Origin of the sequence: Pseudooceanicola profundi (assembly GCF_050897955.1) — a bacterium.
Classification (GTDB): domain Bacteria; phylum Pseudomonadota; class Alphaproteobacteria; order Rhodobacterales; family Rhodobacteraceae; genus Pseudooceanicola.
Genome location: NZ_JBPAXZ010000003.1, coordinates 63450 through 84139, shown reverse-complemented (window position 1 = coordinate 84139; position 20690 = coordinate 63450). Strand labels below are relative to the sequence as shown.

Genomic DNA, 20690 nt, shown 5'->3' with positions numbered 1-20690 from the left:
ATGTCTGCCGCCGTAGACATCGCCATCGTCGGATCGGGGATCAACGCCCTGACCGCCGGCGCGATGCTGGCCAAGGCCGGCAAACGGGTCGCGCTTTACGAGCGGGAACCGGTGGCCGGCGGCTGTATGCGGACGGAAACCCTGGCCGAGGAGGTCCTCTATGACCCCCTCGCCACCACCTTTGTGCTCTGGGTCACCGGCGCGGCGCATGCCGTGCTCGGCGCCGATCTGGCGCGGCACGGGGTCGAATTCTGCGCCACCGATACGCCGACGGGCGTGCTGCTGCCGGACGGACGGGCGCTTGTCTACAAGATGGACCGGGCCGCCAATGTGTCGGCCTTTGAGGCGGCAGCGACGGGCGACGGGACACAGCTGGCGGCCGATCTGGATGCCTTTGGCGCCGATGCGAACCTGCTGTTTGGCCTGATGGGCGGCGATCCCTGGTCGCGGACCACCGCAAAACTGATGGCCAGAGAGGCCTGGTCGCGGGGGCCCCGCGGGCTGGCCGCGACACTGGGCGGCGCCTTGCAATCCATGCGCGGCTGGCTGGAAACCTCCTTCGACAGCGATCTGACGCGCGCGCTCTGGGCGCCATGGTGTCTACATGCCGGGCTGGGACCGGAGGCCGCCTTTTCCGGCCAGATGGGTCAGGTGATCGGCTTTGCGCTCGAAGCGGCGGGGGCGCCGGTTGTCAAAGGCGGCGCGGCGCAGATGGTCCGCGCCCTGGCCGCCATCATCGAAGAACACGGCGGCTCTGTGACCTGCAACGCCGAGGTTACGGACATAACCACCGACCGGGACCGCGTGACCGGCCTGACCCTGGCATCCGGCGAAAGCGTCGCCGCGCCGGTGGTGCTGGCCTCTGTGACACCGCATCAGCTATATGACCGGCTGGCGCCGCAGCCGGACCAGGCCGAGGCACTGCGGCGGTATCGCTACGGGCGCGGAAATTTCCAGCTGCATTACCTGCTGGACGGGCCGGTGGACTGGAACACACCGGGTCTGGACAGCGTCCAGCTTCTGCATCTGACGCCCGGCCTCGACGGCGTATCCCGCGCCGTGAACGAGGCAGAGCGCGGGCTGTTGCCCGCCGTCCCCACGATCTGCGTCGGCCAGCCCTGTGCGGCGGATCCGGGCCGCGCCCCGGCGGGTCAAAGCATCCTCTGGCTTCAGCTGCCAGAGGTGCCGCGTGTCGTCAAAGGCGATGCCGCGGGTGTCATCGATACCCCGCAGGACGGACACTGGACCGCAGCCCTGCGCGACGCCTTTGCCGACCGGGTGGAGGCAATTCTTGCCAGCCATATCACCGGCTTCCGCGACCGGATTGTCACCCGCCGTGCGATATCTCCCGGCGATCTTGAAGCGATGAACATGAACCTGGTGGGCGGCGATCCCTATGGGGGCGCCTGCACGGTTGATCAGTTCTTTCTCTGGCGGCCGTTTCCGGACACGCAGCGCCATGCCACGGCGATCCGGGGCCTCTATCACATCGGCGCCTCGACACATCCGGGCCCGGGCCTGTCGGGCGGGTCGGGCTATCTGACGGCAAAGGAGCTGGGCGCATGATCGACCGGCCCGAAGAGCTTGAGGAATTCACGCCATATCTGATGAACCGGATCATGGCGCGGTACAACAAAGGGGTCGAATCCGCGCTGAAAGAGGTCGGCGTATCTGTCGCCCAGATGCGCGCGCTGGCGGTCCTGGCCGAAGGCGGGCCCTGCACGATCAACGAGCTTTCCGTGCTGACGGTCATCAAGCAGTCGACCCTGTCGCGCACGCTCGACGCGATGGAAACCGCCGGCCTGATCCTGAGGGCCGCGCAGGACGGCGACAACCGTTACCGCATGATCAGCCTGACGGTGGCGGGCGAGGCCGCCTACCGCGCCGCCTGGCCCGCGATGCTCGACATGCGCGATACGATGCTCCGCTCGCTCGATGCGGGGGAACGCGACCATTTCAACAAGACCCTGCTGCGAATTTTCTACGACATCCGCCATCACGATTTCTGACCTGTTTTCCCTTTGCCCCTACAGGATCCACACATGAAACGCGCCTCACTGATTGCCACATTTGCCTGTCTTCCCACCCTCGCCATGGCGCAGGGCCTTCCCGGAATGCGGGGCATCGATCACGTCGGCATGACCGTGCCCGACCTGGCCGAGGCCGTGACCTTTTTCGGGGACGTGCTGGGCTGTACCGAGGTCACCGGCTTCGGCCCCCTGTCGGACCCCGAAGGCACGTTCATGCAGGACCTGCTGGGCGTCGATCCAAAGGCGGTGATCGAGAAGGTCACGCTGATGCGCTGCGGCTTCGGCGCGAACCTCGAGCTTTTCCAGTATTCCGCGCCCGACCAGCAGACCATCACCCAGAAGAATAGCGATATCGGCGCCTATCACATCGCCATCTATGTCGACGATATCGATGCCGCCGTAGCCTATCTGGACAGCAAGGGCGTGCGCCACAACTGGGGCCCGCTGCCGGTTGGCGACGGCCCGACCGCAGGCCAGAAGATCATCTATTTCTACGCGCCCTGGGGCCTCCAGATGGAGGCGATCACCTATCCCGAGGGCATGGCCTACGAAACCGGCGCAGACACCATCCTGTGGTCGCCCAAAGCCCCCGCAGAGTAACCCGAGATACGAGGAGGCCGACATGGCCGAACGCTCTTTTGCCAAGGAAGTCCAGAAGCTTAAAATGGGCGACGGAGAGACCTTCTCCGGCGAAGGCATCCTTGCCATCACCAAGGCGCTGCTGGAAAACGGCGTGGGCTATGTCGGCGGGTATCAGGGCTCGCCCATTTCCCATCTGATGGACGTGCTGGCCGATGCGCAGGAGATCCTGGGCGAGCTCGGCGTGCATTTCGAAGCTTCCGCCTCCGAGGCCACCGCCACCGCGATGCTGGCGGCCTCCGTGCATTATCCGATCCGCGGGGCGGTGACCTACAAGTCCGTCGTCGGCACCAATGTCGCCTCCGACGCGCTGTCGAACCTCGCCTCCGGCGGTGTCACCGGCGGCGCGCTGATCATCGTGGGCGAGGATTACGGCGAAGGCTCCTCCATCATGCAGGAAAGGTCCTATGCCTTTGCGATGAAAAGTCAGGTCTGGATGCTGGACCCGCGTCCCAATCTTCCGTCGATCGTCAAGGCTGTGGGCGATGGCTATGAGCTGTCGGAAATCTCCAACACCCCGGTGATGCTGCAGGTCGGCATCCGGTCCTGTCACGTGCACGGGCATTTCACCGCCGCTGACAACAAGCGGCCCGAGATGACGGTGACCGACGCGCTGGAAAACCCGGCCCGCCGGCTTGACCGGATCGTCCTGCCCCCGGCCACATATCTGCATGAACAGGAAAAACTGACAAAACGGAAACCGGCGGCCGAAGCCTTCATCCTCGACCGGGGCATCAATGAACGGCTGGGCTCCGACACTGCCCGGGTTGGGCTGATCATCACCGGCGGCAGCTACAATACCGTCATCCGCGCCCTCAACCGGCTGGACCTGGCCGATATCTATGGTGACACCCAGCTCGACATCCTTGTGCTGAACTGCGTCTACCCGCTGGTCGACAGCCAGATTGACGCCTTCTGCGCCGGCAAGGATGCCGTTCTGATCGTCGAGGAAGGCTTCCCCAACTACATCGAACAGCAGATCGGCCACATGCTCTACCGCTCCGGCCGCAGCGTTAAGCTGGAGGGCAAGGGCAAGCTGCCGATGGGCGGCGAATACACCGGGCAGGTCATGGTCGACGGCATCGCCGCCTTCCTTGCCGACCATGCCCCGGGCCTCCTGCCCGCCGCCAAGGTCGCGACCAATGAAGAGCCGGTGGCGATCCCCGACCTGTCAAAGACCCTGCCCGCCCGTCCGCCCGGGTTCTGCACCGGCTGCCCGGAACGCCCGATCTTCGCCGCCACCAAGCTGGTGGAGGAAAATCTGGGCGAGCATCACATCTCCTCCGACATCGGCTGTCACCTGTTTTCCATCATGCCGCCCTTCGATCTGGGCGCCACGACCATGGGCTACGGGCTTGGCCCCGCCTCTGCCGCGGCATTTCACAATGAAAACAAGGGCGGGCGCCGGTCGATCAGCTTCGTGGGCGACGGCGGGTTCTGGCACAACGGCCTGACCTCTTCCATCGGTAATGCGGTCTTCAACAAGTCCGACAATGTCATCATCATCGTCGACAACTTCTATTCCGCCGCGACCGGCGGGCAGGATATCCTGTCCTCCCGCGCCACCAACAAGACCAAGCAGACGCAGAATTCCATCGTCGACGCGGTCAAGGGCATGGGCGTCAAATGGGTCCGGCACATCGACCGCACCTATGACGTCACCAAGATGCGCGACACGCTGACAGAGGCGCTGACCACGCCTGAGGAAGGGCCGAAGGTCATCGTCGCCTCCTCCGAATGCATGCTGAACAAGCAGCGGCGGGTAAAGCCGGAACTGGCCAAGGCCGCCAAGGAAGGCAAGCGCGTTGTCCGCCCCCGCTTCGGCGTGGATGAGGATGTCTGCACCGGCGATCACGCCTGCATGCGGCTCTCGGGCTGTCCGTCGCTGTCGGTCAAGGATACCGGCGACCCGCTGCGCGACGATCCGGTCGCCGCCATCGACCAGAGCTGCGTCGGCTGTGGCAATTGCGGCGAGGTGGCGGATGCCGCCGTGCTCTGCCCCTCCTTCTACCAGGCGGAGATCGTCTCCAACCCGACCGAACGTGAAACCCGCCGCGCCACCCGGGCGCAGAAGCTGATGACCTGGCTCCAGTCGCGGCGCGACGCCAAGCGCATCGTCTACGCCTGAGGAGGTGACGCCATGAACATGCCCGTGCAACCCGTCATCGCCCGCCGCTCTCCCGGCCCGGACGGCGAAAAGATCATCACGCTCGCGGCCCTCGCGGTCGGCGGACAGGGCGGCGGAGTTCTGACCAGCTGGATCGTCGATGTGGCCGAAGAAAACGGCTACCGGGCGCAGTCGACCTCCGTCGCGGGGGTCGCGCAGCGGACCGGCGCCACGATCTATTATATCGAGATGTGCCGTGACACCGGGCGCATGCCGGTCTTTGCGCTCTCGCCCGCGATCGGGGATGTCGACATCCTCATGGCGTCAGAGCTCATGGAGGGCGGGCGCGCCATCATGCGCGGGTTCGTGACGCCGGGGCGCACGACGATGATCGCCTCCACCCACCGGATCCCGGCCGTTGCCGAAAAGATCGTGCCGGGCGACGGCCGCGCCAACGGGCCGGAGGTGGTGGAGGCCATGGGCATTGCCGCCGACAAGGTCGTGGCCTTCGACATGGAGACGGTGGCGAAAGAGGCGGGCTCCGTCATCTCTGCCTCTCTGCTGGGGGCGCTGGCCGGGTCCGGTGCCCTGCCCTTCCCCCGTGACACCTACGAGACGGTGATCCGCCGCGGGGGGCGCGGGGTCGACGCTTCGCTCCGCGCGTTCAATGCCGCCTGCGACATTGCCGAGGGCAAGCACCCCGTGCCGGTGCTGCCACCGGAGGAGGTCAGGCCCGCCCCCGCGCTTGCCGTGCCCGAGGCGCTCAGGGCGACATGGTCGAAGCTTGAAGCGCGGGTGGACGCCCTGCCCGCCCCGGCGCAGGCGCTCGCCACTCTCGGGCTGCAGAAAGTCGTCGACTATCAGGACGTCAAATACGGCGCCCAGTATCTCGACATGGTCGAACAGGTCGCCGCGCTGGATGCTGCGCCCTTCGAGCTGACCACAAATGCCGCCAAATACTGTGCCCGTGCGCTGTGCTATGACGACCTGATCCGCGTGGCCGATATCAAGACCCGCGCCACCCGGATGGACCGCGTGCGCGGCGAGGTCGCGGTAGCGGACGGCCAGGTCCTGATGCTGACCGAATATTTCCATCCCCGGTTCGAGGAATTTGCCACCACCCTGCCCCGGTCCCTGGGCCGCTGGATGCAGAACCGCAAGGGGCTGGAGGCCTGGTACGGCCGTACAATCGACAAGGGCCGGCGCATCCGGACCGACAGTATCGGCGGGTTCCTGATGCTCTGGACCGTGTCCTCGCTGCGCCCGATCCGTCGTCGTCTGCTGCGCCACGCCACAGAGATGGCCCATGTCGACAGCTGGTTCGCGACGGTGCTGGACACTGCGAAAACCGACCGCGCCATGGCGGCAGAGCTGTTGGCGAACTACCGCCTGATCAAGGGCTATTCCGACACCCACGCCCGCGGCCTGTCGAAATTCGCCCGTGTCATGGGCGCGCTCGATATGCTCCGGGGGCGCGAGGACGGCGCCGACTGGATGCGCCGTCTGCGCACCGCCGCGCTGGATGACGTGAAGGGCGACAAGCTCGACGGCGCCCTTGCCACTGTCCGCAGTTTTGCCGGGTAAGCCATGACCGATCCGATCGTCATCATAGGTTCCGGCATCAACGGCCTCGTCGCAGCGGCAGAGCTCTCTGCCCGGGGCAAGCCGGTGCGTGTCCTCGAACGCGGCCCCACCCCCGGCGGCGCAGTGCGGACCGAAGAACTGACGCTCCCTGGCTTCCGCCATGACGTCGCCGCGATGAACCTCTCGATGTTTGCGGGCTCCGCCTTCATGGCGCAGCATAGGGATGCAATGGCAAAACACGGGTTCGCGCTGGTCCCGATCTCCCGCCCCTTTGCGCAGGCCCTGACGCCCGGCGATCATGTCGGCATCTCCACCGATGTCGAGGAGACGCTGGCGACCTTCGCCTCTGACGCCGACAAGGCCGCCTGGCGCGATCTGATGGCGGCCTTCCCCGATCGGGTCGCCGGCATCGGCGGGCTGCTTGGCACGCCGATGCGGCGCGGTCCGCTGCTGAAATTCCTCTGGCAGACCTGGCGGCGGCTCGGCACGTCCGGCTCTCTTGAGCTGGCGCAGTTCCTGATGACCTCGCCCCGCGACTGGCTGACGGAGACCTTCGAGGACCCCCGCCTGATCGCGGCGCTGTCCAGCTGGGGCATGCATCTCGACTTTGCGCCCGATATCGCGGGCGGCGCGATCTTTCCCTATCTGGAGGCCATGGCCGGTCAGGCCATGGGCATGGTCATCGGAGAGGGCGGCGCAGATACGGTCACCCGCGCGCTGGTGGCAATGATCGAGGCCAATGGCGGCCGGGTCGACTGCAATTCCGAGGTCACCGCGATCACCCATTCCGGCGGCCGCGTCACAGGTGTGACGGCGGATGGCCAGACCATCGCGGCCGCGACCGTTTTCGCAGGGCTGGCGCCCAAACATCTGGCCCGGATGATCGGCGCCTCGGGCAACGCCCGGTTCGACCAGGGACTGAAGGATTTCCGTCACGCGCCCGGCACAATGATGCTGCACCTCGCCATGGACGGGCCGACCCCGTGGCTGGCTGAGCAGCTTGGCCAGTTCGCCTATGTGCATATCGGTGCCTCCATCGACACGGCGGCGCGGACCTATGCGCAGGCCAAGGCCGGGCTGCTGCCCGATACGCCGGTGCTGGTTGTCGGTCAGCCCTCCGTCTTTGATCCGACCCGCGCGCCGGAGGGCAAGCATGTGCTCTGGGTGCAGGTCCGCGTCGTACCGGCCGAGATCCGGGGCGATGCCGCTGGCCAGATCGCCGCTACCGATTGGGACAGCGCCAAACCGGCGATGACCGACCGGGTGCTGAACCTGATCGAGGCGCAGGCGCCCGGTTTCCGCGATCGCATCCTCGCCTCGCACGCCGTCTCCCCGCGCGATCTGGAGGCCGGCAATCCCAACCTCGTCGGCGGCGACCAGCTCTGCGGGTCGCACCATCTGACGCAGAACTTCCTCTTTCGCCCGGTCCGCGGTTTTGCCGACGGCACCACGCCAATAAAGGGCCTGCACATGATCGGCGCCGCCTGCTGGCCGGGCGCCGGTACCGGCGCGGGATCCGGCCATTTCACCGCCTCGGCCCTGCCATGACCGAGGCACCGACATTCAAAGCCCAGAGCCCGGATCACCGGGCCGATCTATCCCAACAGGAGTAAACAGATGACACACCTTCCCTTGTCCCGGCGCGGTTTTCTCGGCGCCGCCTCTGCCCTGGCCGCGCTCGCGGCGGCGGGCCTTCCGGTCAGCGCACAGGATGGCGGCCTGACCATCGCTTATAACATTCCGGTCCAGAGCTGGGATCCGACCACCGGCCCGGCCGCCGTGAACCCGGTGCTTCAGTCCTATTACCTTGCCGTGTTCGACCGCTATGTCGGCCAGGCGCCGGATCTGTCCTTTGAACCGGGCCTGCTGACCGAATGGGGCTTTTCCGACGACAAGAAGACCATCACCATGACCGTCCGCGAGGGCGTCAAATGGCATAATGGCGATGACTTCACCCCCGAAGACATCGTCTGGTCGCTGGAACGCGCGGGCAAGCCCGAAACCGGCAACCCGATCCAGTTCGTCTGGGGCAAGTTCGGCAATTACAAGATCGACGGCCAGACCATCACCGCCGATGTTCTCGAATTCGAACCGACCCTCTTCAAATGGATGGCCTTCCTCACCGGCTATGTCCTGCCCAAGAAATACTACGAGGAGGTCGGCGCCGAGGGGTTCGAGAAGGCCCCGATCGGCACCGGCCCCTACATGGTCGACGCCTTCGAACAGGGCGCTTATGTCCGCCTCAAGGCCTTCCCCGACTACTGGGGCGAGGCGCCGGCCTTTGACACCGTGACCATCAAATTCGTGACCGATGCCGCCTCCCGCGTGGCAGAGGTGGAATCGGGGTCGTCGGATGTGACCGTCAACATCCCCTATGAGGACTACGACCGCCTGATCGCCAAGGACGGCCTGTCGGGCGAGGCGATCCCGATCACCGATATCGGCATGATCTTCCTCAACGATATTGAGGTGATGACGGACAAGAACGTCCGGCTGGCCGCACATCATGCCATCGACAAGCAGCTGATCATCGACCGGCTTCTGCGGGGCTATGGCGTGCCGCTCTCGACCCTCGAAGCGCCGGGCTATGCGGCCTATGACGAGAGCGTCACGTTTGACTATGACCCCGACAAGGCGGTGGAGTTGCTGGCGGCCTCCGGCTATTCGACCGACAATCCGGTCAAATTTACCATCCAGACGACGCGCGGCTTCAAGCCCAAGGATTACGAGATGATCCAGGCCATCGTCGGCATGTGGCGCAAGGTCGGGATCGAGGCCGAGATCGAGGTCTACGAAATCGCCAAACATTACGAGCTGCGCGCGACCGACACGCTGGCCCCGGCCGCGTTCTACAACTGGGGCAATTCCATCGGGGATCCGTCGACCTCCACCGGATTTGCCATGTTCGGCCCCTCGCCGCATTCGGTCTGGGACACCCCCGACCTGATCGAAAAGATCGGACCGCTGTTTGGCGAGGCTGACGAGGAAAAGCGGATCCAGGGCTATAAGGATGTGTCGAAATACATCACAGAGGAGGGCTATGTGATCCCGCTGCTGCAATATGTGATGCCGATCGTGCATGCCTCCTCGGTGAACGTGGTGCCTTATACCTCGGGCGACCTGCTGCCGCAGGCCATGTCCACCTCCTGACCCTGACCTGACGCGCCGCCCGGGCCCACAAGCCCGGGCGGTGACACAGCCGAGGACCAAATGCTGATCAAGACCATCCTGATCCGGCTGCTGACCATGATCGTGACGCTTTTTGGCGTGGCGGTTGTGGTCTTCACGCTGGTGCGCGTGGCACCGGGCAATCCCATCGCCATGATGCTGCCGCCCGGCGCCAGCGAAGAAGATATTGCCCGGCTCACCGCGCTTTACGGCTTGGACAAGGGGCTGGTGCAGCAGTTTGCGATCTGGCTGGGTGGCATCGTGCAGGGGGATTTCGGCACCTCCATCACGCTGCGCCGCCCCGTGGATGACCTTGTTCTGTCGCGCCTGCCCGCCACGCTGGAGCTTGCGGTGATGGCGCTGGTCATCGCGCTGATCCTGGGCGGTATCGTCGCGGTCTGGGGCGCGCGCAACCGGGGCAGCGGCACGGAGGTCGGGCTTGACCTGACCAGCGGCGCGGTCCTTTCGATCCCCGATTTCCTCTGGGGGCTGATCTTTGTGCTGCTGTTTGGCGTGCTCTGGCCGGTGCTTGCCATCTCCGGCCGCATCGATCCGCGGATCGAGTTCGACTTTGCGACCAATTTCTACCTGCTCGAAGGGCTGCTCAGGGCCCGGTTCGACGTCGTCGGTTCGACCCTGTCGCATATGATCATGCCGGCGATGTCGCTGGCCCTGCCGCTGGCCGCGATGATCGCCCAGCTGCTGAAACAATACCTCAAGGCAGAGCTGATGCAGGATTACGCCACCCTCGCCCGCGTGCGCGGATTTTCCGAAACCGCCGTGATTCTGCGGGAAGCGCTGCGCAACGCAGCCCTGCCGACCATCGCCCTTGTCGGAGTGCAGTTCACCTTTCTGATTGGCGGTACCGTGATCGTCGAACGCCTGTTTGCCTATGAGGGGCTGGGCAATATGGCGATCGATGCCGTGATCAACCGGGATCTGCCGCTGATACAGGGTATCGTGCTGATGTTCGCGGCGATTTTCATCCTGATCAATCTTGTGGTCGACCTTTCCTACGCCCTGCTGAACCCGAGGCTCCGTCATGGCTGATACCGCGCTCTCCACGTCGCGCAGCCGTGGCCGCAGCCGTCGAAGTGGCGGGCTGAACCTGCGGCTCTGGCTGCCCGTGAGCTGGGTCGCCCTGCTGTTCGGCGCTGCGATCTTTGCACCCTGGCTGGCCCCGCATGACCCGCTGGCACAGGATCTGCTGATGGAACGGCTGCCGCCCTTCTTCATGGCCGGCACCGAACCCGGCTATCCGCTCGGGACAGACAGCCTGGGCCGCGATGTCCTGTCGCGCATGATCTACGGGGCGCGGATCGCGGTCTTCGTCAGCTTTGTCGCGGCGATCAGCACCTGCATCTTCGGCTCTGCCCTGGGTCTGCTCGCGGGCTATTACGGGGGATGGTGGGACAGGATAATTTCGCGCCTTGTCGATATTTGGATGGCCTTTCCGCCCGTACTCTTCGCCGTGCTGCTCGTGGCTGTGATGGGCACCGGCCTGACCTCTGTCATCGCCGCCATCGCGCTGATCGACTGGACCCGCTTCGCCCGCGTTATCCGGGCCGAAACCCTTGTGCAGACCCGGATGGATTACGTCGACAGCGCCCGGATCGGGGGCGCGCGCCGTCTCGCCACCCTCTGGACCGAGATCCTGCCGAATGTCCTGCCGACCATTGTCGCCCTGCTGACGCTTGAAATGGGCATCGCCATTATTGTGGAGGCGATCCTCAGCTTCGTGAACCTGTCGATCTCGACCGATGACCCGACCTGGGGTTCCATGATCGCCGAGGGACGCAATGCCATCCATTTTGCCTGGTGGGTGCTGCTCTTTCCGCTGATCGCGCTGTTTCTGAGCGTGCTCAGCTTCTCCACTCTGGGCGAGGGGCTGAAACAGCGCTTCGATCCGGTGCTGCAATGACGCAGGGACAGAGCAAACCGACGCTCGACATCATCGGGCTGACCGTTGCCCTGCCAGACGGAAGGCCGATCCTGCGCGATGTCTCGCTGCGGCTGGAGCCGGGCGAGGTCCGCGCGCTGGTTGGCGAAAGCGGCGCCGGGAAATCCATGATCGGCAAGGCGGTGCTGGGCATCCTGCCGCCACAGGTCCGTCTCAGCGGCGGCGAAATCATCCTCGACGGCAAGCATCTGAATGGCATGACCCCGGCGACCCGGCGCCAGACCGTGGCGCGGATATCGGCCCTTATCCCGCAGGATCCGCTAACTGCGCTGAACCCGCTGCGCAAGGTCGGGCCGCAGATCCTCGACCCGCTGCGCCGCATTCATGGCTGGAGCGCTAAGCGCGCCCGTGACCGCGCGCTGGAGCTGCTGGACCGCGTCCAGATCCGCGCGCCCGACCGGGTGATGAACAGCTACCCGCATGAATTGTCGGGCGGGATGCGTCAGCGCGTGCTTATCGCCGCGGCCTTTGCCCCCGCGCCCCGGCTGATCGTGGCGGATGAACCGACCACCGCGCTTGATGTGACCGTGCAAAAGGAAATCCTGCGCCTGATCCGCGAATTACAGCAGGAGACCGGGACCGCCGTGCTCTTCGTCACTCATGACATGGGGGTGGTCGCCAAGATCAGCCAGAAAGTCACCGTTCTGTTTTCCGGCAAGGTGATGGAGGATGCGGCGACCGAAACCGTCTTTTCCGGGGGCGCGCATCCCTATACCCGCGCGCTGATTGCCGCCACGCCCAGCTCGGCCGATATGAGCCGCAGCTTTTCGCCAGTGCCCGCCGGGCTGATCACCGCCCTGCAGGAAGAGATCGCAGCCGGCGACCTTGCACAACAAGGAACGCGCGCATGACCGGAACACCGCTTTTTTCCGTACGCGGGCTCAGGCTGTCCTTTCCCGACCGGGCGCGAAAGCCGCTGATCGGAGCCGCGCCGCGGGTCGAAGTGCTCAAGGGGCTCGACTTCGACATTGCAGAGGGCCGGATCACCGGCATCGTCGGCGAATCCGGATCGGGGAAATCGACGCTCGGCCGCGTGCTTGTCCGGCTGCTGCGCCCCGATGCCGGAGAGGTGCGGTTCCGCGATCGCGAGATTGCATCGCTGGACGAGACGGCACTGCGGCCATTGCGGCGTGATCTTCAGATGATCTTTCAGGATCCAATGTCGGCGCTCAATCCACGGCACCAGGTCTGGCAGATCATTGCCCAGCCCATGCGACGCTTTGGTCTGGGCGGCAGCCGGTCGGATGCCGAGGCCGCGCTGCACAGGGTCGGCCTGCCCGTGGACTTCGCGACCCGCTATCCGCATCAGCTCTCCGGCGGTCAGCGCCAGCGGATCGGGATCGCCCGTGCCATTGCCCTGAACCCGCGCTTCATCCTCGCGGATGAGATCGTCTCCGGCCTCGATGTCTCCAGCCAGGCGCATGTGCTCGATCTGCTGCAGGGGCTGGCGCGGGAAATGGGGCTGACCGTGGCCTTCATCAGCCATGACCTGTCGGTGATCCGTCACCTCTGCGACGATGTGATCGTTCTGGACCACGGGGTGATCGTCGACAGCGGCCCGGTGGCACAGGTGTTCGACACGCCGGGATCGCAGGTCACGCGCAGCCTGCTCTCCGCGATCCCCCTGCCCGAAATCGACGCCGGATGGTTCGACCGCTGATCAGCGCCCCGCCCGCAACCCGTGGAACCGCGACCGGGCATAGACCAGCGACTCGCGATCCGGCGACAGGCAGACCTCGACGATCCGGCCGATGAAAACGCTGTGGCTGCCCACCGTGTTCTGCCCGTCGACCACGCAGGACACCGAGGCCAGCGCCGACTTCAGACGGGGCTGGGCGCCGCGGCATTCGCCCCAGTCTCCGGCAGAGAACTTGTCCGCGCCTTCCGCCCCGGTGGCGCCGGCGAAATGCAGCGCGAGGTCCTCGTCCTGATCCGACAGCAGCTGAACGCTGAAACGCCCGTTCTCCACCATCGCCTGATGGGTGGCGCTCGACAGGTTGACGCAGACCAGCAGGCTGGGCGGCGTGTCGGTCAGCGCACAGACAGCCGTCGCCGTCAGACCGCGGCGCCCCGCGCCGGTGCCCGTGGTAATCAGCGTCACCGCCCCGGCAAACAGACCCATGGTGCTGCGGAATTCCTGCTTTGAAATCGCGTCGGGCAGATCGTCCGTCATGTCAGCACTCCATCTGCGTCAAAAGCAGTTCATACAGCCAGGTCAGTGCGGCATCGGCGGCAAACGCCTGGCTGACCCAGAAACTCACATCGAATGTAGGCACGCCGAAGGGCAGATCCAGATGGTCGAACTCTCCGTGCCGGTTCATCATCCTGCAGACGGAATAAGGGAACAGCGCGACAAAATCCGTCCGCCGGAGGATTTCCGGCACAATCGTGAAATGGTTAAGCTGCGCCACGGTCCTGTAGGGTATCCCAAGATCGGCAATCTGCTGCCGCGCCAGACGATAGCCGGTCGCGTCCCGGCCGACATCGATAAAGCTGAGCCCGCCAAATGTCTCGGCGGTCCAGTCCTGCCCGGCCAGCGGATGCCCGGAACGGAACAGGCAGACGATCTTGTCCTGCATGATGTGGCGCGGCACGGCCCCGACCGGCTCCAGCCCGGGCTGGAACCCGATAGCGGCATCGATCTGCCCGGTTCGCAGCGCCGAATGCAGATCCTCGGGCGCAATGCGCATGGACTGGACCGTCACCTCCGGCGCCGCCTTGTGCAGCGCGGCAAGAAGCCGGGGCAGGATCACAAATTCCCCGGTATCGGTCATCGCGATCCGGAACTGGCGGGTCGATACCGTCGGGTCGAACTGGCGCGACGCCTGCACGGTATCGCCGACAAGACGCAGAGCCTGTTCAAAGGCAGGTCGCAGGGTCATCGCGGTCTGCGACGGTGTCATGCTATTGCCGACCCGCACAAACAGCGGATCGCCGAATTCGTCCCGCAGGCGGCGCAGGGCATGGCTGACCGCGGGCTGCGTCAGGCCCAGACGATCGGCCGCCTGGGTCAGGTTGCCGCAATGGCAGATCGCCAGAAACACCTTGATCAGGTTCAGATCGAAACGATGCAGCGACTTGTGATCCATATGATCCAACCGGAACCCTGTCGCGGTCACGCCTGCGCCGTCACGGAAAACCGCGCGGCGGCGTCAGCCCGGCCAGAACCGCCCCCGCCTGTTCCAGCGTCATCTGTGTCACCGCCGCATGCTGGGTCACCACCATTGCATCCCGCATATGCCGTTGCATCGGGCTCTTCCGGCTGATCACCCCCATGCCGGAGATGCGATAGGCCGTCTGCACGACCTCCGCCCCCGACAGCGCGGCATTGGTGGCGCTCAGCCGCAGCATATTGGTCTGGTCCACAGACACCGGATCGCCCTTGATCAGGCTCTCCCAGGCCGCCTCTGCCGCCTCATAGAAAAAGGCCCGCGCGGATCGCAGCTTGGCTTCGCATTCGGCCAGCCCGGTCAGGAAATACCCCCGGTCGCACAGGCGCGCATGACCCACCATGATCTTGGCCGCCCCCGAAACCGATTTGGCATAGTCGATTGCCGCCCGGGCCAGGCCAAGGTTGCAGGCCGCATGAACCTGCGCCTGATAGGCAAGCGCCGGATAGCGGTAGAGCGGTTCGTCAATGACACCGGGCGCACCGCGTTCGCAGATCCACATGTCGGCATAGAACTTGTCGGTGACGGTGGTGTCGTGGCTGCCGGTGCCCTGCATGCCCGACACATCCCATGTCTCGACAATCTCCACCTCGGCAGCTGGCGCCACGGCCATCATGACCTTGGGCACGTCGCCCTTTTCGGCGCCCTCCGCCCGGCCGCTGATGCCGACACCGATCCAGTCGGCGCCCATACAGCCCGAGGCGAATTTCCACCGGCCCGTGACGGTCCAGCCGCCCTCGACCCGGGTCGCATCCTGAACCGGGTGCAGCCCCCCGGCGAACACCTGGTCAGGCCCGTCGGCATACATGATCGCCTGCGCCTCGACCGGCAGGGCCGCGGTGTAGGTATTGGCCGATCCAAAGGCCGCAACCCAGGCCGCCGATCCGTCCACCGTTCCGATCTTGTCGACCATCTTGAGGAAATGATGCGGCGCCATGGCATCGCCGCCAAAGGCACGCGGGGTTGCGGACCGGAAAATCCGCGCCTGTTTCATCAGCCCGATCACATCGCGTGGGATATGGCCCAGCTCTTCGAACGTGTCTCTGCGGGCGGTCAGCTCTGCCAGCAGCGCGTCGAATTCAGGTGTTTCGGTCAGGCGAGAAAAATCAACGGTGTCGGCTGGCGCGACGCTGTCCAGCGCGGGCGTCTGAGCAATGGTCATGTGGCGTCCCCTGATGGCATCATAATAGCTTGCGTCAGGGCCATCAATCAATCCAATTCATAATCCTAATTGTTTGCATGAACAGAAATAATACCATGATGAGACAGCTGATCGAAGGTCAGGACCCCCGCGACCAGAGAGAAATTGTTTTGGGTCTAAATTATAGGCACCAGCCAGACGCGATGAAATAATGGCCTGAGCCGGCTGGCAAACCAGCAAAGAAAACATTTCCAGAAAACCCGGTCAGGGCAATCCGGTCACAGACCCCGATATTGCTTTATACTTGAAATAGTTTTGCGACTCAGTATTCTGATCTGACAAAACAGGGAAACGTGCCATGAAAATCGCCGTTCTGGGAGGAGGCCCCTCCGGCCTCTATTTCGCCATTTCCATGAAACTGCGCGATCCCGCGCATCAGATCACGGTCTATGAACGCAACCGCCCGGACGATACATTCGGCTGGGGCGTCGTCCTCTCGGACGAGACGATGTCGAATTTCGACGAGAACGACCCCGTCTCCGAAAAGATGATCCGCGATCACTTCGCTTACTGGGACGACGTGAAGGTGGTGCGCGGCGAAGAGAGCATGACCTCCGGCGGCCATGGTTTCTGCGGCATCGGACGCAAGCAAATGCTCCTGCTGCTGCAACAGCGCGCCCGCGATCTGGGCGTCACTCTCGAATTCCAGACCGAAATCCAGCCCGACTGGATCGACGGGCTGCGGCGCGATTACGATGTGGTTGTCGCCTCTGACGGGCTGAATTCGAAAACCCGCAGCCTCTATGCCGACCGCTTCCAGCCCGAGATCGACATGCGCGCGAACCATTTCGTCTGGCTCGGCACGCATCAGAAATTCGACGACGCCTTCACCTTCATCTTCGAGCAGACAGAGCACGGCTGGATCTGGGCCCATGCCTATCAGTTCGACGATGACACGGCCACGTTCATCGTCGAATGCGGGCCGGCGACCTACAAGGCCTTTGGTTTCGACACCCTGTCGCAGCAGGACAGTATCGCGCTCTGCGAGAAGATCTTTGAAAAGCATCTCGGCGGCCATCCCCTGATGACCAATGCCGGCCATATCCGCGGCTCTGCCTGGATCCAGTTCCCCCGCGTGACCTGCGAAAACTGGTTCTTCGAAAATGTCGTGCTGCTGGGCGATGCCTCTGCCACCGCGCATTTCTCCATCGGCTCGGGGTCCAAGCTGGGCATGGAATCGGCCATTGCGCTGGCTGATGAGCTCAGCTCCGGCAAGCCGCTGGAACAGGCGCTGCAGGATTATCAGGACGAACGCAAATTGCAGGTGCTGCGCGTCACCTCCGCCGCGCGCAACTCCACCGAATGGTTCGAAGAGGTGGAGCGCTACCTCACCCTCGACATGATGCAGTTCAACTACGCGCTGCTGACCCGGTCGCAGCGGATCAGCCATGAAAACCTGCGCCTGCGCGATCCTGAATGGCTGGGCTCCGCCGAGGCCTGGTTCCAGAAACGGGCGGGCAGCAATTCCACCCGCAGCCCGATGTTCGCGCCCTTCAAGCTGCGCGAAATGGAGCTGAAGAACCGCGTCGTCGTCTCTCCCATGGCGCAGTACAAGGCGAAGGACGGCATGCCGACAGACTGGCATTTCGTCCACTACGCCGAACGCGCCAAAGGTGGCGCGGCGCTGGTGTTCACCGAAATGCTCTGCGTCAGCATGCAGGGCCGGATCACCCCGGGCTGTCCCTGCATCGGGCCGGATCAGCTGGCGGACTGGTCGCGGCTGACCGGCTTTGTCCACGCCGAAACCGACGCCAAGATTTGCGCCCAGATTGGCCATGCCGGGCGCAAGGGCTCCACCCGCCTCGCCTGGGACGGGATCGACAAACCCCTGCCCGAGGGCGAGAATTGGGCGCTGCTGTCGGCCTCTGCCATCCCGCTGATGGAGGGCAATGTGGTGCCCAAGGCGATGGACCGCGCCGATATGGATATGGTCAAGGATGAGTTCGTCACCGCTGTGAAGGCCGCCCGCGACGCCGATTTCGACATGATCGAGATGCACGCCGCCCACGGCTATCTGCTCGCCTCCTTCATCTCGCCTGTCACCAACAAACGGACCGACGACTACGGCGGCACGCTGGAAAACCGCATGCGCTACCCGCTGGAGGTCTTTGCCGCGATGCGCGCCGAATGGCCCGAAGGCAAACCGATGACCGTCCGTATCTCTGCCCATGACTGGATGGGCGAGGATGCGGTAACTCCGGATGAGGCGGTGGAGATCGGGAGGATGTTCAAAGACGCCGGCGCCGATGCGATCAACGTCTCCTCCGGCCAGACCGACAAGGCCGAACAGCCGATCTATGGCCGCATGTTCCAGGTCCCCTTCGCCGACCGTGTCCGTAATGAGATCGACCTGCCCACGCTGGTGGCCGGCAATATCTATGAACCCGACCATGTGAATTCGATCCTCATGGCCGGACGCGCCGATCTGGTGCTTCTGGCCCGGCCGCATCTGGCCAACCCCTACTGGACGCTGCACGCGGCGGTGGAGCTTGACGATCAGGCGCAGGCCTGGCCCGCGCCCTATGAAGGCGGCAAGCGACAGGCATATACGCTGGCCGAACGCGCCCGGGCGATGTCCACGTGACCCTCTCCGGCAAACGGGCCTTCGTGACGGGCGGCGGATCCGGCGCCGGCGAAGCGATTGCCGTCCGGCTCGCCCGGGAAGGGGCAGAGGTGACGATCTGCGGTCGCCGCGCCGCGCCGCTGGACAAGGTGGCCGCAGCCCATCCGGGCATCACCGCCACCACCTGCGACATCACCGATGAGGCCGCGATCGCGGAGGCCATCGCCACAGCCGCCCCCGATATTGTCGTCGCCAATGCCGGCGCGTCGGAAAGCGCGCCGTTCACCCGCACCGATCTGGACGCCTTCCGGCGCATGATCGACGTCAATCTGACCGGCACCTTCCTCACCCTGCGGGAAGGGGCCCGCGCAATGTCGGGCAAACCCTGGGGCCGGCTGATCGCCATCGCCTCGACCGCCGGGCTCAAGGGGTACCCCTATGTCGCGCCCTATGCCGCCGCGAAACATGGCGTGGTCGGCATGGTCCGATCGGTCGCACTGGAACTGGCCCGCAAGGGGATCACCGTGAACGCCGTCTGCCCCGGATTTCTGGATACAGAGATGACGGCGCGCTCCATCGCCAATATCGTCGAACAGACCGGCCGGTCCGAGCAGGAGGCGCGTGCCGCGCTCGAAGCGACCAACCCGATGCATCGGCTGGTGCCGCCCGGCGATGTCGCACAGGCGGTGATCTGGCTCTGCGGTCCGGGCAGCGACATGGTGACCGGCCAGCAGATCTCGGTCTCGGGGGGCGAGACATGAGCCGCCGTTTTATCCTGCGCCGTCAGGTCGAATTCAATCATTGCGACCCCGCTGGCATGGTCTTTTATCCGCGCTATTTCGAGATGATCTCGGCCACGATTGAACGGTTCCTGGCTGATGAAATCGGCTATGGCTGGGCCGATACCGGGGTCAGCTCCGGCGGCACCGGCACCCCGATGGGCCATATCGAGGTGCGGTTCAAAGCGCCGTCGCTGCTGGGCGACTGGCTGGATTTCAGCCTCGCGATCCAGCGGCTGGGCCGCGCCTCCGCCACGTTCGAGATCATCTGCTCCGGTGCGGATGCGCCCCGGTTCACCTGCAGCGCCACGATCGTTCATGCCGAAACCGGCGGTGGCCGGTCGCTGCCCTGGCCAGATCCGGTGCGGGACCGTATGACCCCGTTTATCATTGCCGCCCACGACCCGTGAACAAGGACCGCTCATGAGTATGCCCCATCCCCACACCTTCCTGCAGCCCAAGGGCTGGGTGCCTGCCAAGGGTTATGCCAACGGCGTTCTGGCGCAGGGCCGCATGATCTTTACCGGCGGGCTTGTCGGCTGGAACGAGGCGCAGGAATGGGTCGAAACCGACATGGTCGGTCAGTTCCGGCAGACGTTGAAGAACATCGTCGCGGTTCTGGCCGAGGCCGGCGCAGGGCCTGAACATCTGGTCCGGCTGACCTGGTACATCACCGACAAGGCGGAATATAACGGCAATCTCAAAGAATTCGGCGCCGCCTACAGAGAGGTGATCGGCCGCCATTTTCCAGCGATGGCCGTGGTGCAGGTGGTGGCGCTGATGGAAGATGCCGCAAGGATTGAGATCGAGGCAACCGCCGTCATTCCCGAAGCCTGACACCCCCGCCGGATCGCTGTTTTATCCTGATCCTCCGGATCCGGGCCACGCGTCATTTGGCACGGGTCGGTGCGCCGTTGCGCACTTTACTCTGCCCGCATTTGATTGATATGCAAAATAACGCACCCTGAAACGATGCGAGGTCGGATGGAAGACACGGCACCCCCCTATCAGCATGCCGACCGCAACGCGGTCGACCGTCTGCGGCTGTGGCTTCAGATGCTCAAGGCGGTCCGCCATGTCGAAGGTGTGCTGCGCGAAAGGCTGCGCTCGGGCTATGACACCACCCTGCCCCGCTTTGACGTGCTGGCGGCGCTGCATGCCCGCCCCGTCGGCATGAAGATGAGCGAATTGTCCCAGCATCTCATCGTCTCAAACGGCAATGTGACCGGCGTGGTCGACCGGCTGGTCGCCGACGGGCTGGCCGAACGCCACAGTCTCGCCAGCGACCGCCGCGCCATCGTCGTGCAGATCACCGACAAGGGGCGCGCGCTGATGGACGATATGGCCGCCGCGCATCTGACCTGGATCAACGAGATGTTCGGCGCCATTTCAGAGGCAGACGCGGCCCGCGGCATGTCCATCATGCTTGATATTCGTCAGGGACAGCCCGACCCGGCCGAGGCGCAGGTTCCCGGCACGGACTGACCCG

General features: G+C 64.7%; 19 protein-coding genes. 16 read left to right on the top strand and 3 right to left on the bottom strand.

Annotated features, from left to right (window positions below; genetic code table 11):
- From ACRARG_RS18220 to ACRARG_RS18170, 11 genes are all read left to right on the top strand, one after another.
- Positions 1–1566: a phytoene desaturase family protein gene (locus tag ACRARG_RS18220; RefSeq protein ID WP_432691646.1), complete on the top strand. Its 1566-nt coding sequence runs from the start codon at positions 1–3 to the stop codon at positions 1564–1566.
- A complete protein-coding gene (locus ACRARG_RS18215; RefSeq protein WP_432691645.1) occupies positions 1563–2009 on the top strand; it encodes a MarR family winged helix-turn-helix transcriptional regulator in 447 nt (148 codons plus the stop codon). Before ACRARG_RS18220 ends, ACRARG_RS18215 begins: the two co-directional genes overlap by 4 nt.
- A 33-nt stretch (positions 2010–2042) precedes the next feature.
- Complete coding sequence (locus ACRARG_RS18210; protein WP_432691644.1) at positions 2043–2630, top strand: VOC family protein; 588 nt, start codon at positions 2043–2045, stop codon at positions 2628–2630.
- Between the two features lie 22 nt (positions 2631–2652).
- The gene (locus tag ACRARG_RS18205; protein ID WP_432691643.1) at positions 2653–4797 is read left to right on the top strand and encodes a thiamine pyrophosphate-dependent enzyme; all 2145 of its coding nucleotides are present in this window, start codon (positions 2653–2655) and stop codon (positions 4795–4797) included.
- A gap of 12 nt (positions 4798–4809) precedes the next feature.
- Positions 4810–6360, top strand: a complete 1551-nt coding sequence (locus tag ACRARG_RS18200; RefSeq protein ID WP_432691642.1) for an indolepyruvate oxidoreductase subunit beta family protein — start codon at positions 4810–4812, stop codon at positions 6358–6360.
- A gap of 3 nt (positions 6361–6363) precedes the next feature.
- A complete protein-coding gene (locus tag ACRARG_RS18195; RefSeq protein WP_432691641.1) occupies positions 6364–7908 on the top strand; it encodes a phytoene desaturase family protein in 1545 nt (514 codons plus the stop codon).
- A 69-nt stretch (positions 7909–7977) separates the two neighbouring features.
- Positions 7978–9510, top strand: a complete 1533-nt coding sequence (locus ACRARG_RS18190) for an ABC transporter substrate-binding protein (protein WP_432691640.1) — start codon at positions 7978–7980, stop codon at positions 9508–9510.
- A gap of 60 nt (positions 9511–9570) precedes the next feature.
- Positions 9571–10578 carry an ABC transporter permease gene (locus tag ACRARG_RS18185; RefSeq protein ID WP_432691639.1) on the top strand — a complete coding sequence of 336 codons (1008 nt, stop codon included), beginning with the start codon at positions 9571–9573 and terminating at the stop codon, positions 10576–10578.
- Positions 10571–11449 (top strand): ABC transporter permease, encoded by an 879-nt coding sequence (locus ACRARG_RS18180; RefSeq protein ID WP_432691638.1) that lies wholly within the window; start codon positions 10571–10573, stop codon positions 11447–11449. The genes ACRARG_RS18185 and ACRARG_RS18180 overlap by 8 nt, the downstream gene beginning before the upstream one ends.
- The gene (locus tag ACRARG_RS18175) at positions 11446–12339 is read left to right on the top strand and encodes an ABC transporter ATP-binding protein (protein ID WP_432691637.1); all 894 of its coding nucleotides are present in this window, start codon (positions 11446–11448) and stop codon (positions 12337–12339) included. Before ACRARG_RS18180 ends, ACRARG_RS18175 begins: the two co-directional genes overlap by 4 nt.
- Positions 12336–13148, top strand: coding sequence for an ABC transporter ATP-binding protein (locus ACRARG_RS18170; protein WP_432691636.1), 813 nt, complete (start codon positions 12336–12338; stop codon positions 13146–13148). The genes ACRARG_RS18175 and ACRARG_RS18170 overlap by 4 nt, the downstream gene beginning before the upstream one ends.
- Here ACRARG_RS18170 and ACRARG_RS18165 read toward each other — a convergent pair whose 3' ends face one another.
- Genes ACRARG_RS18165 through ACRARG_RS18155 form a run of 3 tightly spaced genes read right to left on the bottom strand, consistent with a single transcriptional unit; the run spans position 13149 to position 15820 of the window.
- On the bottom strand, positions 13149–13661 hold the full coding sequence (locus ACRARG_RS18165; RefSeq protein WP_432691635.1) for a flavin reductase: 513 nt from the start codon (positions 13659–13661) through the stop codon (positions 13149–13151).
- A 1-nt stretch (position 13662) separates the two neighbouring features.
- Positions 13663–14607, bottom strand: a complete 945-nt coding sequence (locus ACRARG_RS18160; protein WP_432691634.1) for a LysR substrate-binding domain-containing protein — start codon at positions 14605–14607, stop codon at positions 13663–13665.
- A 10-nt stretch (positions 14608–14617) separates the two neighbouring features.
- Positions 14618–15820 (bottom strand): acyl-CoA dehydrogenase family protein, encoded by a 1203-nt coding sequence (locus ACRARG_RS18155; RefSeq protein WP_432691633.1) that lies wholly within the window; start codon positions 15818–15820, stop codon positions 14618–14620.
- 337 nt (positions 15821–16157) lie between these two features.
- Here ACRARG_RS18155 and ACRARG_RS18150 point away from each other — a divergent pair, with 337 nt between their 5' ends.
- The 5 genes from ACRARG_RS18150 (at position 16158) to ACRARG_RS18130 (ending at position 20686) form a co-directional block, all read left to right on the top strand.
- A complete protein-coding gene (locus tag ACRARG_RS18150; protein ID WP_432691632.1) occupies positions 16158–18443 on the top strand; it encodes a bifunctional salicylyl-CoA 5-hydroxylase/oxidoreductase in 2286 nt (761 codons plus the stop codon).
- Entirely contained in the window at positions 18440–19183 is a 744-nt protein-coding gene (locus tag ACRARG_RS18145; protein ID WP_432691631.1) for an SDR family NAD(P)-dependent oxidoreductase, read from the top strand. Before ACRARG_RS18150 ends, ACRARG_RS18145 begins: the two co-directional genes overlap by 4 nt.
- Positions 19180–19611: an acyl-CoA thioesterase gene (locus ACRARG_RS18140; protein ID WP_432691630.1), complete on the top strand. Its 432-nt coding sequence runs from the start codon at positions 19180–19182 to the stop codon at positions 19609–19611. The genes ACRARG_RS18145 and ACRARG_RS18140 overlap by 4 nt, the downstream gene beginning before the upstream one ends.
- Positions 19612–19624: 13 nt before the next feature.
- Positions 19625–20038 carry a RidA family protein gene (locus ACRARG_RS18135; protein ID WP_432691629.1) on the top strand — a complete coding sequence of 138 codons (414 nt, stop codon included), beginning with the start codon at positions 19625–19627 and terminating at the stop codon, positions 20036–20038.
- 147 nt (positions 20039–20185) lie between these two features.
- Entirely contained in the window at positions 20186–20686 is a 501-nt protein-coding gene (locus ACRARG_RS18130) for a MarR family winged helix-turn-helix transcriptional regulator (protein ID WP_432691628.1), read from the top strand.
- Positions 20687–20690 lie beyond the last annotated feature (4 nt).

Coding starts and splice junctions, on each gene's coding strand:
- ACRARG_RS18180 (WP_432691638.1), top strand. CDS start 10,571: ATGGCTGATACCGCGCTCTCCACGTCGCGCAGCCGTGGCCGCAGCCGT.
- ACRARG_RS18210 (WP_432691644.1), top strand. CDS start 2,043: ATGAAACGCGCCTCACTGATTGCCACATTTGCCTGTCTTCCCACCCTC.
- ACRARG_RS18190 (WP_432691640.1), top strand. CDS start 7,978: ATGACACACCTTCCCTTGTCCCGGCGCGGTTTTCTCGGCGCCGCCTCT.
- ACRARG_RS18175 (WP_432691637.1), top strand. CDS start 11,446: ATGACGCAGGGACAGAGCAAACCGACGCTCGACATCATCGGGCTGACC.
- ACRARG_RS18220 (WP_432691646.1), top strand. CDS start 1: ATGTCTGCCGCCGTAGACATCGCCATCGTCGGATCGGGGATCAACGCC.
- ACRARG_RS18130 (WP_432691628.1), top strand. CDS start 20,186: ATGGAAGACACGGCACCCCCCTATCAGCATGCCGACCGCAACGCGGTC.
- ACRARG_RS18165 (WP_432691635.1), bottom strand. CDS start 13,661: ATGACGGACGATCTGCCCGACGCGATTTCAAAGCAGGAATTCCGCAGC.
- ACRARG_RS18215 (WP_432691645.1), top strand. CDS start 1,563: ATGATCGACCGGCCCGAAGAGCTTGAGGAATTCACGCCATATCTGATG.
- ACRARG_RS18170 (WP_432691636.1), top strand. CDS start 12,336: ATGACCGGAACACCGCTTTTTTCCGTACGCGGGCTCAGGCTGTCCTTT.
- ACRARG_RS18185 (WP_432691639.1), top strand. CDS start 9,571: ATGCTGATCAAGACCATCCTGATCCGGCTGCTGACCATGATCGTGACG.
- ACRARG_RS18205 (WP_432691643.1), top strand. CDS start 2,653: ATGGCCGAACGCTCTTTTGCCAAGGAAGTCCAGAAGCTTAAAATGGGC.
- ACRARG_RS18155 (WP_432691633.1), bottom strand. CDS start 15,820: ATGACCATTGCTCAGACGCCCGCGCTGGACAGCGTCGCGCCAGCCGAC.
- ACRARG_RS18200 (WP_432691642.1), top strand. CDS start 4,810: ATGAACATGCCCGTGCAACCCGTCATCGCCCGCCGCTCTCCCGGCCCG.
- ACRARG_RS18135 (WP_432691629.1), top strand. CDS start 19,625: ATGAGTATGCCCCATCCCCACACCTTCCTGCAGCCCAAGGGCTGGGTG.
- ACRARG_RS18195 (WP_432691641.1), top strand. CDS start 6,364: ATGACCGATCCGATCGTCATCATAGGTTCCGGCATCAACGGCCTCGTC.
- ACRARG_RS18150 (WP_432691632.1), top strand. CDS start 16,158: ATGAAAATCGCCGTTCTGGGAGGAGGCCCCTCCGGCCTCTATTTCGCC.
- ACRARG_RS18140 (WP_432691630.1), top strand. CDS start 19,180: ATGAGCCGCCGTTTTATCCTGCGCCGTCAGGTCGAATTCAATCATTGC.